The 14,554-nt window shown below is 73.2% G+C and carries 12 protein-coding genes and 10 pseudogenes; 4 read left to right on the top strand and 18 right to left on the bottom strand.

Annotated elements, in window-relative coordinates; all coding sequences use genetic code 11:
* Window positions 1-220: 220 nt before the first annotated feature.
* The 3 genes and pseudogenes from UG55_RS43160 to UG55_RS24805 all read right to left on the bottom strand — a co-directional run.
* Window positions 221-674 (bottom strand): annotated as a pseudogene (locus UG55_RS43160) (HNH endonuclease family protein); the annotation flags it as partial.
* A 727-nt stretch (window positions 675-1,401) separates the two neighbouring features.
* Window positions 1,402-1,568 (bottom strand): annotated as a pseudogene (locus UG55_RS43150) (DUF4352 domain-containing protein); the annotation flags it as partial.
* 36 nt (window positions 1,569-1,604) lie between these two features.
* Window positions 1,605-3,227 (bottom strand): serine/threonine-protein kinase (locus UG55_RS24805; RefSeq protein ID WP_242425069.1); only part of this gene is annotated, 1,623 nt, incomplete at its 3' end.
* A 328-nt stretch (window positions 3,228-3,555) separates the two neighbouring features.
* Here UG55_RS24805 and UG55_RS29680 point away from each other — a divergent pair.
* Window positions 3,556-3,729: a hypothetical protein gene (locus UG55_RS29680; RefSeq protein WP_199865252.1), complete on the top strand. Its 174-nt coding sequence runs from the start codon at window positions 3,556-3,558 to the stop codon at window positions 3,727-3,729.
* Window positions 3,730-3,787: 58 nt separating this feature from the next.
* On the opposite strand, the gene UG55_RS24800 is transcribed toward UG55_RS29680, so the two are convergent.
* Window positions 3,788-4,183, bottom strand: a complete 396-nt coding sequence (locus UG55_RS24800; protein ID WP_066073848.1) for a cold-shock protein — start codon at window positions 4,181-4,183, stop codon at window positions 3,788-3,790.
* Window positions 4,184-4,574: 391 nt separating this feature from the next.
* On the opposite strand from UG55_RS24800, the gene UG55_RS24795 reads away from it, so the two are divergent.
* Window positions 4,575-4,763 (top strand): hypothetical protein (locus tag UG55_RS24795; RefSeq protein ID WP_242425068.1); only part of this gene is annotated, 189 nt, incomplete at its 5' end.
* Window positions 4,764-4,804: 41 nt separating this feature from the next.
* On the opposite strand, the gene larE is transcribed toward UG55_RS24795, so the two are convergent.
* Window positions 4,805-6,259 carry an ATP-dependent sacrificial sulfur transferase LarE gene (gene larE / locus UG55_RS24790; RefSeq protein ID WP_255360528.1) on the bottom strand — a complete coding sequence of 485 codons (1,455 nt, stop codon included), beginning with the start codon at window positions 6,257-6,259 and terminating at the stop codon, window positions 4,805-4,807.
* Between the two features lie 58 nt (window positions 6,260-6,317).
* Between larE and purS the strand changes: the two genes are divergently transcribed.
* Complete coding sequence (gene purS, locus UG55_RS24785; RefSeq protein WP_083987169.1) at window positions 6,318-6,569, top strand: phosphoribosylformylglycinamidine synthase subunit PurS; 252 nt, start codon at window positions 6,318-6,320, stop codon at window positions 6,567-6,569.
* 40 nt (window positions 6,570-6,609) lie between these two features.
* On the opposite strand, the pseudogene UG55_RS43140 reads toward purS, so the two are convergent.
* The 9 genes and pseudogenes from UG55_RS43140 to UG55_RS43110 all read right to left on the bottom strand — a co-directional run.
* Window positions 6,610-6,676: pseudogene (locus UG55_RS43140) on the bottom strand (rhodanese-like domain-containing protein); the annotation flags it as partial.
* 1 nt (window position 6,677) lies between these two features.
* Window positions 6,678-6,960: rhodanese-like domain-containing protein (locus UG55_RS24780; RefSeq protein WP_242425067.1), on the bottom strand; the 283-nt coding region annotated here is incomplete at its 3' end.
* Between the two features lie 56 nt (window positions 6,961-7,016).
* Window positions 7,017-7,895 carry an Fpg/Nei family DNA glycosylase gene (locus UG55_RS24775; RefSeq protein ID WP_066073842.1) on the bottom strand — a complete coding sequence of 293 codons (879 nt, stop codon included), beginning with the start codon at window positions 7,893-7,895 and terminating at the stop codon, window positions 7,017-7,019.
* Between the two features lie 34 nt (window positions 7,896-7,929).
* Window positions 7,930-8,204 (bottom strand): annotated as a pseudogene (locus UG55_RS43135) (MqnA/MqnD/SBP family protein); the annotation flags it as partial.
* A 23-nt stretch (window positions 8,205-8,227) separates the two neighbouring features.
* A partial coding sequence (locus UG55_RS24770) for an MqnA/MqnD/SBP family protein (protein WP_242425066.1) occupies window positions 8,228-8,805 on the bottom strand: 578 nt, incomplete at its 3' end.
* A gap of 23 nt (window positions 8,806-8,828) precedes the next feature.
* Window positions 8,829-9,764 carry a futalosine hydrolase gene (mqnB, locus tag UG55_RS24765; RefSeq protein WP_066073836.1) on the bottom strand — a complete coding sequence of 312 codons (936 nt, stop codon included), beginning with the start codon at window positions 9,762-9,764 and terminating at the stop codon, window positions 8,829-8,831.
* 748 nt (window positions 9,765-10,512) lie between these two features.
* Window positions 10,513-10,720: pseudogene (locus UG55_RS43120) on the bottom strand (MFS transporter); the annotation flags it as partial.
* Between the two features lies 1 nt (window position 10,721).
* Window positions 10,722-11,409, bottom strand: a pseudogene (locus tag UG55_RS43115) (MFS transporter); the annotation flags it as partial.
* A gap of 1 nt (window position 11,410) precedes the next feature.
* Window positions 11,411-11,726: pseudogene (locus UG55_RS43110) on the bottom strand (MFS transporter); the annotation flags it as partial.
* Window positions 11,727-12,072: 346 nt separating this feature from the next.
* Between UG55_RS43110 and UG55_RS24755 the strand changes: the two are divergent.
* On the top strand, window positions 12,073-12,981 hold the full coding sequence (locus UG55_RS24755; RefSeq protein ID WP_128423169.1) for a DUF3027 domain-containing protein: 909 nt from the start codon (window positions 12,073-12,075) through the stop codon (window positions 12,979-12,981).
* Window positions 12,982-13,197: 216 nt separating this feature from the next.
* On the opposite strand, the pseudogene UG55_RS43105 reads toward UG55_RS24755, so the two are convergent.
* From UG55_RS43105 to UG55_RS43090, 4 genes and pseudogenes are all read right to left on the bottom strand, one after another.
* Window positions 13,198-13,448, bottom strand: a pseudogene (locus tag UG55_RS43105) (AIR synthase-related protein); the annotation flags it as partial.
* Between the two features lies 1 nt (window position 13,449).
* Window positions 13,450-13,529 (bottom strand): annotated as a pseudogene (locus UG55_RS43100) (hypothetical protein); the annotation flags it as partial.
* A gap of 1 nt (window position 13,530) precedes the next feature.
* Window positions 13,531-14,366 (bottom strand): annotated as a pseudogene (locus tag UG55_RS43095) (AIR synthase related protein); the annotation flags it as partial.
* A gap of 1 nt (window position 14,367) precedes the next feature.
* Window positions 14,368-14,554 (bottom strand): AIR synthase-related protein (locus tag UG55_RS43090; RefSeq protein ID WP_242425065.1); only part of this gene is annotated, 187 nt, incomplete at both ends.

Below are 14,554 nucleotides of genomic sequence, written 5' to 3'. Positions count from 1 at the left end.
CTCGGGTCGGGTGGTTCTGGGGGTATGGGTCGGCCTGTCGTGGTCGCCGAACTTTGGTTCGGCTTCCCGGCGGGCCGCGACTTTTTCCGGGGTGGTTCCGGCCGGGCGTTGGCCAGACACTCCGGTGTGTCGTCGGACCACGCGGAACGTGGGCGGTGGGTGGCCCGGCGCGGTGGGGCGGCAGGCCGGCAGGCACCTGGCCGCCCCGCGGGCGGTGGCGTCAGCCGGCGGCCCCCGCGGCGGTGAAGCCCAGGGGCGGCTGGTCGGGGCAGGTCTGCAGGACCTCGCGCATCGCGGCGGCCTCGGCGGGTTCCACCCAGAGCCCGTACCGGGCCTTCAGCCCCACCTGGCGTGCCACATACGGGCAGCGGGCGCCGGGGCTCGGCGGCAGCCACTCGGACGCGTCGGCGTCGCTCTTCTCCTGATTGGTCGGACCGTCGACGGCCAGCAGGTTCTCGGGGTCGTTCGCGAATGCCAGTCGTTCCTTCGCCGTCCATTCCAGTGCCCCGGTGCGCCAGGCGTCGGCGAGTGCGATCACGTGATCGATCTGCACCGCCGAGGCGCTGCGTTCGCGGCTGAACCGTATTATCCGCGTCGTATATGGGTCCTGCAGTTCGCCGGTCATGACAATGCATTCGTCCGACTTGCGGGTGGTGATGCTCCGCAGATCACGGNGAAGAATGTCGTTGCGGGTGTCGCACCCGTTCTTGTCCACGTCGGCCCAGGCGGTGCCGAACTCGGTGCGCCGGTAGGCCGGCGAGTTGTCCTCGTCGCGAACGGCCAGCGTTCCGAGCAGCTCGAGGGCCGAGCCGGTGGCGGCGGGAACGCCGGCGTCGTCTGCTCCCGCCGCGCCGGGAACGGCGGTGGCGGCCGGAGTTCCCGTGGCGGCGTCGCGCACCTGATCAACCTGGTCACAGGCAGTGGCCAGCAGTGCCGTCAGGACAAGGGCGAGTAGTACGCCCGCCGCGCCGGCCACCCGCGGGAGCCGCCCACGCCCCGCGCCACCGCCCTCGGCAGCAACGGTCAGGTGCCAATCCACCAGCGTCCCCGATCTGTCGGCCGGCCCCTCGGATCGCGTGGTGTATCCGTATTCGATCCGTGATGGCCGATTCCCTCCGTGAAGGCCACCGTAAACCTGTGTTGACGGGGAATGCGGCCGGCCCCCGCCGGTTCGCTGCCGGGCCCCGGCGGGAGCATCGAACGTGTACCGGTGTGAAACGGGCCGGATGCGGTCCGTGACAGGAATGGGTCGGTGACCTGGCGACCTGGATGAGGGGGCAGCGCTTGCGGCCATGGCACCGCGGCCGCGGTCCGCGGATCCCCGCGGTTCTGGACCCGCGGCCTCAGAGCTGGATCGTCACGCCCTTGCTTTCGGGCCGCTCATGGAGTTCGAGTGCCCGNGGGGTGGCGTCAGCCGGGATGTCAAAGACGATGGTGCCGGTCACGGTGGAACCCTGGGTGATGGTTTCCCACAGGCCGTCATTCAGGTAGAACCGGGCCAGATAGTCCGCGGAACGGCGTTCACCGTCCGATGTGATCAGGAACTGGTTTGAGTTGCTCAGTACCCGNTCGACCGTGCCTGAATTCGTGACGCTCNGGTCGANCAGGCAGAACTGGCCGGAGGGTCGGCGGGGGAAGATTCCGTCGAGCTTGCTGACATTGCACTCGATCTTGCCGGCGAGGAACTCCAACTGGTCGTCGCGGGCGGGAGTGCCCGGGCGGGCGGTCCGGCTGGCGGCCGGTGTGAGGGCGGCCCCGCTCTGGGGGCCCGGCGTCACGGACTGGTCGGTGTCGCCGCCGGTGGCCGTGCTGATCAGCCAGGCGGCGAGGACCACCACGAAGGCCACGGCGCCGAACAGGATCAGGCGTTGCCGGATGGAGCGGGACGGGTTCGGCGCGGCGTCCGGGAACGCGCCCGGATCGGGCACCTGGTGCACATAGCCACGGCCGGGCGGCCGTGGCGGGGGCCATCCGCCGGCGGGGGCGCCGGAGAACGACGGGGCGCCCGCCGGTACCGGTACCGCGACCCCGCCGGGGTGCGCCGCACCGGGAGCAGGGGCACCTCCCGAGGCCGAACCAGCCGGCAGGCCAGCAGGGCCGGCCTGGTTGGGCAGTCCGGCCTGGTTGGGTGGTCGCACCGCGCCCGGGCGGTGCTGGCGTGCCGCCCGCCACCTGTCGCTCTGGCCGTGGGGCACCTGCGCTGCCGGGACCCGGTCGCCGGCCGGCAGTGGCGGCCGGACCGGGGCGGAGGACGTGGACGACGGCAGCACCACGCCCTGGGTGAGGTTGAGCAACTCCTCGGCCTGGTTGACGGCGGTGGAGCTTGGCCTCCAGGCCCGATCGCCGCCGCTGTCGCCGGGGCGGGCCGGCGGCAGGGAGATGAGATTCAGCAGCAGGTCTCGGGCGCTCGGCCGGGCGTCGGGGTTCTTCGCCAGAGCGGCGGCCACCAGGGCCTTCAGCCCGGGCGGGAGCCCGACGAGGTCCGGCTCCCAGCCGACGATGCGGGTGCTCAGCTCCAGGTCGGTTCCGGTGCCGAACGGATGATGACCCGTCCCCGCGAAGGCCACCAGGATGCCCCAGGTGAAGACGTCGGCCTCCGGCCCGATGGGCTGCCCGTTGACCTGCTCGGGCGCCATCCAGCCGGCGGAGCCGAAGCCCCACGCGGTCGGCTTGGCCTTGGCGCCCTCCAGCGCCTGCGCGATGCCGAAGTCGATGACCCGGGGGCCGGACATCGACAGCAGGACGTTGCTCGGCTTGAGATCGCGGTGGACGAGGCCGGCGCTGTGGATCGCGGTGAGCGCCGTGGCCACACCGACGGCGAGCCCGGTCAGGGTCGAGCCGCCGATCGGTCCGTCCTCGACGGCGTGGTCGAGCCGGACGCCGTCGATGAACTCGGTCACCAGGTAGGGGGCGGGAGCGTCGGGGTCGGCGTCGAGTACCTCCGCGGTGCAGAACGGCGCGACCCTGCGTGCGGCGTCGACCTCCTGCCGGAACCGCCGCCGGAACTCCTCGTCGGCCGCGAGGTCGGGGCGCACGATCTTGACCGCCACTCGGCGGCCCGCGGATTCGGAGAGGTAGACCGTTCCCATGCCGCCCGCGCCGAGGCGACGCAGCAGCCGGTACTTGCCGATCACGCGGGGTTCGTGCGGGTGCAGGCTCTCTCCGGGAGGCGTGCGACCTCCCGGCTGCCCGCGCGCCGCCGGGGCTTGTTCCCCGTTGTGATCCACGATGACGTTCCACCTTCGGTGCCGGGGTAGCGGCGTCTATGGTCTGTTCGCAGTCTGCACCAACGCGGAGTCGGCTCCGCCTGGCCCGNCGCTATGGCCGGATTTCCCGACCAGATCGCGGGTCGGCGCCCGGCCGGTGCGCGACTGGAACCGTCTCTGTCGTCAATACAGCAGTAGACAGGTGGTAACGACGCGATTTCCCAGTCATTGATCCGACAGCACGGGCGCCCCGCGGCGGTCCGGCTCCTGGGGGGCATGCGACCATAAGCCATCCGGCCTGCGGTGATCCGGCCGGTTTGCCGGGCGCCGGAGGCGGGAGATCTCGCGGATGACCGATATCGACGGGCCCTGGCTCGACTGCCCCTGGTGCGGTGGGCGGTTGCCGCTGGCCTACCTGGCGCCGTCGGACGAGGAAGCCGGGGCCGCGGTCGGCGTGTGCGTCGACTGTCGGCGGCGGGTGACCGTCACGACCCCGGACGACCCCTTCGCCCCCTCCTCCTAGGCCGGCGGCGGGGCGGACTGGGCCGGCGGCGNGGCGCAGCGCTGTTCGGCGGCCGGGCTCAGCGCTCGAGCTCGTTGGCCACGGCGTGCACGACCTTGGCGACCTTCTGGGCCGCCCGGCGGTCCGGGTAGCGACCACGGCGCAGGTCACGCTGGACGTCGTCGAGGACCTTGATCATGTCCTCGACCATGCTGTGCAGCTCGTCGGGGCTGCGCCGGGAGGCATTGGCCGCGGCCTTGGCGACGGACGGCGGCGCGGCCAGGATTCGCACCGAAAGGGCCTGGTCGCCTCTGCGGCCGGCGGCCACGCCGAACTCGACGCGATCGCCGGGTTTGAGTCGGTCGACGCCGGGCGGAAGAGCGGCCTTGTGGACGAAGACGTCGTCGCCGTCATCGCGACTGAGAAAACCGAAACCCCTGTCAACGTCGAACCACTTGACTCTGCCGGTGGGCACGGGCGACCTCGTTCTGCGTTGCGGATCGGCGGGNTGACACGCGGTGACGGAGTCCCAGGCTATCGGGCGTCCGCGCCACGTGTAGTGGCTTCGCGGACGATGACACCCGGTGGCCCGGCCCCACCGGTGGCGCCTGTCCGGCGGCCCCGATGTNCCCGCAGGTCGCGATGGGGATGACCGCGCGATTCTGACCAGGGAATCGGCTTCGCCATTCGCTGTGTCCCCCGCCGGTGTTACAGAAGGCGCATCCGGGGCAGGAGGCCCGTGCACGGGGCCGGGTGCGGATGCCGCGGCCCGGGACGCGGACAACGACGAAGAGCACAGGATCCGATCTTTCGGAGGGGTGAGTTTGATGCCGAAGCTTGACCACGATCTCGACTTCCGCGACGCNGGCGCATTTGCCGAGGCGGAGGACAGCCGCAGGCGTGACGAGCACGCTCGGGCGGATGCCGGCACCGTCGATCCCGAAGCGATGCGGGATGCCGAGGGGCTCTCGGTGTCCGAGGCAGAGGCCGCCGCCTACCAGGAGCACCTGGAACGGGGCGCGCACCAGCAGGGCGAGGGCGCACCGAGCTTCTGAGGCCCCGGATGGACGCCCCGGCCACCGATCGGTGGCCGGGGTCAGCCCTGACTGGCGGCGGGTGCCCGGAGCAGCTCGTTCATGGATCCGGACCGGAAACCGCGCGGGTCGACCTCCGCGCGGTCGAATCCGCAGGCGAGCACCACGGAGATCAGATCCTCGCGGGCGATGAGGTCCGCCACCCGGTCGGCGTCGACCTCGACCCTCGCCAGGTCACCCAGGTCGCGCACCCGCAGGTCTCGGATCGGCAGGCCGGCGGCGTCCGTGGCCAGGCGCAGGGCCGTCTCGGCGCGCTCGACCCGTGCCAGCCGGGCGGGGCTGACCCGCACGCCGTAGGCGATCCGGCTCGCCAGGCAGGCCGCGGCGGGTTTGTCCCAGGTGGGCAGCTCCCACAGCCGGGACGCCGCGCGCACCTGCGCCTTGGTCAGCCCGGCGTCCAGCAGCGGAGTCCGGGCGCCGCCGCTGGCGGCAGCTTTGATGCCGGGACGGAACCCGGCGACGACGTCGTCGGCGTTCGTGCCGGTCACCACGTGCGCCAGGCCCAGTTCGGCAGCCAGCGGGGCGAGCGTGCCAATGAGCTCCGACTTGCAGAAGTAGCAGCGGTTGGCGCCGTTGGCCTGGTAGTCCGGGTTGTTCATCTCCTCGGTGGCGGGCAGGACGTGCCGTACCCCGAGGTCGGCTGTGAACCGGCGGGCCGCGTCGAGTTCGGCGGCGGGCAACGACGGGGACACCGCGGTGGCGGCCACGACGGATTCGGGGCCGAGGACCCGGACCGCGGCGGCGAGCAGGAGGGCGGAGTCTGCGCCGCCGGAGAACGCGACGAGCACCGACCCGAGTTCACGTAGCCGCTCCCGCAGCGCGTCGAGACGCCGCCGCAGCACATGCGCCTCCAGCCAGCCGGGGAAGCCCGCGAGGTCGGCCAGGACGGCCTGCGCCCCGGCTCCGGCCAGTTCGTCGGCAGCGCACGGTCCGGTGGCGACCGCGACGGCGGTCGCGCCGCCGGCCCGCGCCCCCCGCACATCTCCGGTGTGGTCGCCGACGAAGACATCCACCCCGTGTTCGCGGATCGCCTCGCCCTTCGATTCGGCGAAGAGCTGGCCGGCGACGTCGTCGGCCGTCAGGCCGATGTGCCGCAGGCTTGCCTCGGCCAGCGGTCGGCTTTTCGCCGTCACGACCACGACCCGCCCGCCGGCGCGCCGCACCGCTTCCACCGCCTCGGCGGCGTGCGGCATCGCGAGGGATCGGGGCAGGGCATGCGTGCTGTACAGCTCGCGGTAACGGACGGCGTGCCGGGCCACCTCGTCGGCCGGGAACCAGCGGGCCAGCTCATCCTCGAGCGGCGGGCCGAGTCGGGCCGCGGCGGCCTCGCCGTCGATCGCGACACCGGTCTCGGCGGTCAGCGCGGCGAAGGTGGCGACGATCCCGCGGCGGGCGTCGAGCAGCGTCATGTCCAGGTCGAAACCGACGACCAGGGTGGATGTTCTCCAGGGGGACACCCGGTGAGCGTAACCAGCGTGGTCGGCCGGCGGCCGAAAGCCGGTAGGGTCCGCGGGTGTGACCAGGGTTGTGGTGGATGTGATGCTCAAGCCGGAGATCCTTGATCCGCAGGGCCAGGCCGTGCTCACGGCCCTGCCCCGCCTCGGCGTGAGCGGGATCAGCGGGGTCCGGCAGGGCAAGCGGTTCGAGCTCGAGCTTGACGGCGAGGCCGACGCGGCAGCGCTTGCCCGCATCGAGCATCTCGCGTCGACGCTGCTCGCCAATCCGGTGATCGAGGACTACGTGGTCCGGGTGGAGGCCACGCCGTAGGCACGCCGAGCGCTCAGCGCTCAGCGTGCCCGGCGCGGCGTCAGAGCACGGTGGGCGAGAGCGGGGTCTCGCTGACCATCGGCCGCCCCGCCGCCTGCCAGCCGATCNTCCCGCCGGCGAGGTTGCGTGCCCGCCAGCCCTCGCGGGTGAGATGCGCGGTGACCGCGGCTGACCGCTGCCCGGAACGGCAGAGGACGACGACGTCCTGATCCCGGGGCACCTCGCCGATGCGCGCGAGGAAGTCGCCCATGGGGATGTGGACCGCGCCGTCGATGTGGCCCGCGGCCCACTCGTCCGGCTCGCGCACGTCGACGAGAATGGGGCCGCCTTCGGCGGGTAGCTGGACGGGAAGCTCCGTCACGGTGACGGTTGGTATCTGCTCGGCGCTCACAGCGCCATCCTGCCACCCCGCGGGGAATCACGGCCGCGGCGTCCGGCTCAGCAGGCTCACTTGAGCAGTCTTGACAGCCGCCGGTCCGCCAGTGGACGTCCATCGGTCTGGCAGGTCGGGCAGTACTGCAGCGAGCGGTCGGAGAACGACACCTCCCGGACGGTGTCCCCGCAGCGCGGGCAGGGCAGGCCCGTCCGGCCGTGCACGTTCAGCCCCAGCTTCTTCTCCGCCTTGAGATCCCGGGCCGCGAGGCCGCGGGCGGCTTCCGCCGCGCCGCGCAGCACACCGACGACCGCCTCGTGCAGCGCCCGCACCTCGCTCGCGGTCAGCCCGCCGGCGGGCCTGAACGGCGAGAGCCGCGCCGCCCACAGAGCTTCGTCCGAGTAGGCGTTGCCCACGCCGGCGATCTTCGTCTGGTCGGTGAGCACGCCTTTGATCTGGGCCCGCCCCGACTCGGCGAGCAGTGCCGCGAGGGCGTCCAGGGTGAACGAGCCGGCGAGCGGATCGATCCCGAGCCGGGCGATGCCCGCGACCTCCCCGGGGTCCCGGACGAGGTGGACGGCCAGTCGCTTCTGGGTTCCGGCCTCGGTGAGGTCGAAACCGGAGCCGTCGGTGAAGACCACCCGCAGCGCCAGCGGGGAGCGGCCGGGACGCGCCGGCGTGGCCGGCTGCCTCTCCTTCCACCGCAGCCAGCCCGCGCGGGCGAGGTGGGTGATCAGATCCAGCCGCTCGCCGTCCGCGGAGGCGAACACCAGGTCGAGGAACTTCCCGTACCGGCCCACCGTCACCAGCGCGGCGCCGGTGAGGGCCGAGTACGGCGGGTCGAACGTCTTGAGGACGCTGACCGCGACCGGTTCCACCCGGGCCACGACCCGGTCGGCGGCGGCCGTGCGCAGAAACGCCGCCAGCGCCTCGACCTCTGGCAGCTCCGGCATGTGGCTCAGTGTGACAGCCCGGCGCCCGGACGGCTCAGATTCTCCGGGGCCAGGTGTCGAGCGAGCCGGGCGGCAGCGGGGGGACGAGCCCGGCGGTCGCCGCGCGCCCGAGCAGCTCGCCGACAGCGGCCAGACCTTCGTCGCCGAGATCGAGCGTGAAGTCGTTGACGTAGAGCTCGATATGAGCGTCGACTACCTCGGGGGCCATCTCCTGTGCATGCTCGATCACGAACGGCGCGCTGGCGGAGCGGTCGGCGAAGGCGGCCGCGACACTGGCGCGCACGTGGTCGGACAGCCCGGCGGCGTCACNGTCGCGGCGGGCGAGGATGGCNCCGAGCGGAATCGGGAGCCCGGTGCGGCCCTCCCACCAGTCCCCGAGATCGGCCACCGCGGTCAGGCCGTAGGACGGGTAGGTGAACCGCGACTCGTGGATCACCAGCCCCGCGTCATACCGGCCGGCCTGGACGGCCGGCATGATCTGGTCGAACGGCAGGACCTCGATCGAGCCGACCCCGATCTTCTCGGCCCACAGCCGGAACAGCAGGTAGGCCGTGGTCCTGGTCCCCGGGATGGCGACCGACGCGCCGCGCAGGTCGGTCCGCGCGGCGGTCAGGACGAGCGGGCCGCAGCCACGGCCGAGCGCGCTGCCCGCCCGCAGGAGGCGGTAGCGGCCGAGCAGCCACGGCAGGGCCGCGTACGACACCTTGACCAGGTCGTCCCTGCCCTCGGCGGCGCGCGCGTTGAGCACGTCGATGTCCGCGAAGGTGGTCGACACCCGGGGAGCGCCGGGCACCAGCCCGTGGACCAGCGCGTGGAAGGCGAAGGTGTCGTTCGGGCACGGAGAGATGGCGAGGGTCAGCGTGTCCACCGTCGGCGGGCTGACCGCCGTCTCGGCGGGTGACGTACCCATGGGACGTACCTCCTCGTGCTCCGCTATTCGGCGGCCGCGCCCTTCTCGGCCTGCGGGACGGGCACCAGGCCCTCCGGGTGCGCGACGAGCGCCGCCGCCGCGGTGCGCAGGCTGCCCAGCGCCGCCTGCATGTTCCACGACGCGCGGTCCCGGCGGCCGACCAGATTGCTGATCGCCCGGATCTCGGTCACCGGCACCCCGAACGCGCCGGCCGCGACGCCGACGGCATAACCCTCCATCGCCTCGGCGATCGGGTCCAGCCGCGCGGTGAGTGCCGCGGCCCGCCGCTCGGTGCCGGTGACGGTCGACACGGTGACGATGGTCCCGCTCACGATCCTGCGCCCGGTGATGCCCAGCACCGACGTCATCCGCCGGGCGAGCGCCGGGTCGGGCTGCAGGGTCGACGAGCCGAGGCCGAGCTCGTCCATGGTCAGGAAGGCGCCGTTCGGGCCCGCCCCCGCCTGGGGGCCGGCCTGGGACGGCGCTCCGGCCGGGTGGAAGCCCAGGTTGCGGTCCATCTCGTTGACCCTGACCGGAGGAAGGATCTCGGCCGGTTCGTCGAGCCCGGACTCGGCGCCCAGGTCGGCGGCGACCAGTCGGTCGGCGACGACCAGGTCGCCGATCTCGGCCCAGCCCCGGAACCCACCCGCGACGCCCATCGCGATGACCAGCCCGAAGGGCTCGCCGGCCGCGCTCGCGACCGACAGTGCGACAGCCGTCCCGGCGGCCGCGGCCGGACCAGCCGGGCCCGCCGCGAGGACGGTCACCGGGCCGCGCCGCCGGCCCACGTAGGGGCCGAGGGTGGAGGTGGTCAGCAGCTGCCGGTCCCAGTCCGGTGAGACCAGCCCGCCGGGGCCGGACGGGGTGCGCGTGCGGCCGCGTGACCAGCTCCCCATCAGACCTGCGCACACCGCGTCCGCCTCGGCGTTCACCGCGGTGACGATGAGGGTGCGGGTCATGACCCACTCAAGATCATGGTCTGGACGTTTCCTCGTCTGCCGTCGTGCCGATAGGCAACCGATCTGCGAGCAGGCGACCGTGCCGGACGGCGAAGTAACGCCACGATGCCTGAGAGGTGGTGCAAACCGGACTAGTTGACGGACCCTAGCATCGCGATCGACCCTCCGTGGTTCCGCACACTCACGGTAATCTAACGGTTGCAAATATTTCGAGGATGAGATGCGCCCGCGTCCGGTGCCGTCTAGTGTGGGCGGATTGCGACTGCCCGCGACCGCGCCACCGCGCTAACGCGACCGGCCGCGGCGGAGGCGGCCGGGGCGCGCCGGGTCGCCCGCCGACCCCGCCGGCTGGTTGGACGCGAGCTCCGGGGATGCGACCTCCGGGGGTCCGAAGTCCGGCACGGTGACGTCGGGCACGGTGACGTCGGGCACGGCGAGATCGGGCACGGCGAGATCGGGCACGGCGAGATCGGGCACGGCGAGATCGGGCACGGCGAGATCCGGAACGGCGAGATCCGGAACGGTCGGGTCCGGGTCCGCCCGCGGTTCCGGGGCGGGCGCCGCGAACCCGGGACCGCCGGCGTCAGGCCCGGGGGCGCTCTCGGCGAAGCCCGGACCGCCCGGACCGCCGTACGTCCAGTCTCCGGGGGCTGGCTGGCGGGTCCCGGCAAGGTCCTCCATTTCCCGCCTGTGCCGTTCTCGTGCCTGTTCCCTGGCGTGGCGCNGGGCCCGGGACTGCAGGACCAGNGCGAGGCCGACGACGGCGGCGGCCAGCGCGAAGCCGAGCGCGCCGGGCATCTCGATCAGGCCGAACGCTCCACCGGTGACCCAACCCAGCTGCAGGACCGTCTCGGAGCGTGCGAAGGCCGAACCGCGGGTGTCCTCCACGATGTCGCGCTGGATGATCGCGTCCAGGGCCAGTTTGGCCATCGAGCCGGCGGTCATCGCGGAGAGGGNCGCGATCAGGCAGGTCAGCCGCGCATAGCTCACGGCGGCCAGGAGGCAGCCGGCCGTGGGCAGCAGCAGGCCCAGCATCAGGATGCCCTCGGGGCGCCGGCGTCCGAGCCGGCCACCGATCGCCACCCCGATGGCGCTGCCCACCCCGGCGGTCGCGGCCAGTGCGCCGAGCCACAGGTTGTTGCCGCCGTCCGTGCGCAGCAGGAAGGCCAGATAAAAGGTGAGAAAGCCCACCAGGCCGCGAAGGACGAGCGTCGCCCGCAGCGCCACCGGAAGGGAGCCGAGCGCGGCGACGAAGCGGGTGCGCAGATTTCCGCGGCGGCGGGGGCCGGTCAGCTCGCGCAGCGTCCGCTCACCGGCGGCCGAGTCGACGTGGCCGGGCAGGTTGAAGGCGAGCAGAACCCCGGCCATGTAGACGAGTGCGCATATCCGCAGAACCCAGGAATATCCGACAAAAGGGATGTTGGCCAGCCCCAGGCCGAGCGGCGCGACGATCGCCCCGGACACGATGTTGACGAGCGAGATCCGGGAGTTGACTTTCACGAGAGTCAGTTCCGGCGGCGTGACTCGCGGCACGACCGCGCTCCGTGCCACCCCGAACGCCCGGGAGAGCACCAGGAGGCCCAGCGCGAGCGGGTAGACCGCGAGGCCGTCGAGGGCGCCGGCGAGCTGCCAGGCCAGCAGGCACNGCCCCAGGCAGATGGCCGCCAGCGCGGTGCGCCGGCCGTAGGCGACGCGGTCCAGCAGCGGGCCCACCACCGGCGCCAGCAGAACGAACGGGACCATCGTGATCAACAGGTAGAGCGCGACCTTGGAGCGGGCCTCGCCGGTCGGCACCGCGAAGAACAGCGACCCGGCCAGCGCGACCGTGACGAGCGCGTCACCAGCCGCGTTGACGAATGACAACTCGGTCAACGAGGAAAGCCCGGACGCCTGCGCACCGTCGCGGCGAATGGTCCCACGCAGGCGCCGGAGTCCCTGGGTGAGCGTGCTTCCCACCTTCATCCTGCCGNGTGTGCTCGTCCCTACCGCCCGAGCCCACGACCACATCGGGCGGGGCGGCCGTCGGTGAGTGAGAATACGTGCCGTGGAGTCACTAGACGTTCGTTCCGAGTCGGCTGGGGGCTGTGCGTCCCCGGGTTCGTCGCATGGCGTCGGCGAGCTGACGGCCGATGCCGCGACGGATCACAGTGAGGCCACTGCGTCGGCTGTCGCGGACTCGCCGCCATCCCGTCCTGCCCGGCGCCGGTCGTCCCGCCGAACCCGCTCGTCTGACGAAGACGCCACCGCGCCGGCGATCACTGGGCCGACGGACCCGACTGACCCGGCGGACCCGACTGACCCGGCGGAGGTGACCGGTGCGGCCGAGGCGGTGACGCCGCCGGCCCGCCCGCGCGGTGCGCGGACCTCGCGCGTCGCGCGGGAGCCGGCGCCGGACGCGGTCTGCGCGGCGGCCGTCGATCTCGCGCGGGCGGCCGCCGAGGAGGAGGCCGATGTGCCCGGCCACGTCGGCGAGCACCTGGGCGTGGAGGCGGAGGCGGAACGGCTCGTTCTGCACCGGTTCGCCTGTCTCTCGCCGGCCTACGTGGGCTGGACCTGGACGGTGGCCGTCGCGCGTGCCTCCCGGATCCGCAAGCCGACCGTCAACGACGTCGTCCTGACGCCGGGCGCCGGGGCGCTCCTCGCCCCCGCCTGGGTGCCCTGGTCGGAGCGCCTGCGCCCGGGTGACGTCGGCGTGGGTGACCTGCTCCCGACCGCTGTCGACGACCCCCGGCTCACCCTGCGGGCCGGTGACGCCCTCGAGTTCGACGACGCCGACGTGTGGATGGAGCTGGGCCTCGGTCGCCCCCGCATCCTCTCCCTGACCGGGCGCGAGGACACCGCCCAGCGGTGGTACGGCGGCGACGCGGGGCCCGACGCCTCCATCGCGAAGGTCGCGCCGGCGTCCTGCCTCACCTGCGGGTTCCATGTGCGGCTGGTCGGTGTGCTGGGCCGGGTGTTCGGCGTCTGCGCGAACGAGCTGGCGCCCGACGACGGCCGGGTGACCTCCGTCGACCACGGGTGCGGGGCGCATTCGGAGGCGCTGGTGGCGCCCTCGGCGCATCCCGAGCCCGTGCCGTTCGACGAGGACCCGTCCGACCTGGTTCCGACCGACATCGAACTCGTCGGCGTGGCGGCGCACCCACCGGGCTCCGTGCCGGACGGCGCCGAGGAACCCGGCCGCGAAGGCCCGGATCCCGAGCCCTACGGCCACTCCTGACCCACCCGCCGCGGCCGGCCTGTTCGAACGAGGCCGGCCGCGGCGGCCGGGGCGGTGGCCAGCGGCCGGGTCAGTCGGCGTGACCGAACAGGCGGGGGAGCGTTCCCTCGTGGGCGGCCCGCAGCTCGTCCAGTGGTACCGAGAACTCCAGTGGTGCCGAGAACTCCGGTGGTGCCGAGAACTCCGGTGGTGCCGAGACCTGGCTGGTCACCTCCNGGCTCTCCGCCGCGGTGACGGCGCCGATCGCCCGCCACGGCAGGTCGTGCGCCGCGCAGAGCTCGGCGAGCCGGTCCTGATCGCCCGGCCGCACCGCCACCACCGCACGGCCCGCCGACTCGCTGAACAGCTCGACGAACGGGTCCGTGCCGGCCGCGAGGTCGATCCGTGCGCCGCGCCGGCCCCGCAGGCAGGACTCGACCAGCGCCTGGGCGAGCCCGCCTTCGGAGAGGTCGTGCGCCGCGCTGAACNGCCCCTGGCGGGCTCCGGCGACGAGAACCTCGGCGAGCGCCTTCTCCCGTGCCAGGTCGACCACCGGCGGCGTTCCACCCNGGTGTCCGTGCGTGACCCAGGCCCATTCCGACCCGCCGAACTCGTCCCGGGTCTCGCCGAGCAGCACCAGGATGTCGCCTTCGCCGGTGAAGCCGATGGACGTGCGGCGGCTTACGTCGTCCAGCAGGCCGAGCACCCCGACCACCGGCGTGGGATGGATCGGGGCGGTGCCGGTCTGGTTGTAGAAGGAGACGTTGCCGCCGGTGACCGGCAGGCCCAGCCGCCGGCACGCCTCGGCGAGCCCGGCGCAGGCCTGCGCGAACTGCCACATGACCTCCGGGTCCTCCGGTGAGCCGAAGTTCAGGCAGTTGGTCACCGCGATCGGCTCTGCGCCGACGGCGGCGACGTTGCGGCACGCCTCGGCGAGGGCGAGCTGGGCCCCGGCGAACGGGTCCAGCCGGGCGTAGCGGCCGTTGCCGTCGGTGGCCAGCGCGATGCCGAGACCGGAGGACGACAGGCGCAGCACACCGGCGTCCTCGGGCTGGGCCAGCACCGTGTTGGCCTGCACATACCGGTCGTACTGCTCGGTCACCCAGGCCCGCGAACAGAGGTTGGGGGAGGCGATCATGCGCAGCAGGGTGTCCCGCAGCGCGGCACCCGTCCGCGGCCGCTCCAGGCCGGTCGGGACGTCGGCCCGCAGGAGGTCCAGGTCGGCCGGGCGGTGCAGTGGGCGCTCGTAGACCGGGCCGTCGTCGGCCAGCGAGCCCGGCGGGACGTCCACGACGACCTCGCCGTGCCACCGGACGATGAGGCGGCCGCTGTCCGTCACCGTTCCGATCCGGGTGGCGAGCACACCCCAGCGCTCGGCCAGCGCCAGCACCTCGGGCAGCGCGTCCNGGGTGACGACGGCCAGCATCCGCTCCTGGGACTCGCTGGCGAGTACCTCGTGCGCCTCCATCGACGCCTCCCGCAGCGGGACCAGGTCGAGGTCGACCTCCATCCCCCCGGGCTGCCCGGTGGCGATGCCGGCGGCGGTCGTCTCGGTGAGCGCGCAGGTCAGACCAGCCCCACCGAGGTCCTGGAT

Source organism: Frankia sp. EI5c, from assembly GCF_001636565.1.
Classification (GTDB): Bacteria; Actinomycetota; Actinomycetes; order Frankiales; family Frankiaceae; genus Parafrankia.
The sequence above is the reverse complement of the archived record's forward strand: the minus strand, read 5'-3'. Positions and strand labels throughout refer to the sequence as shown.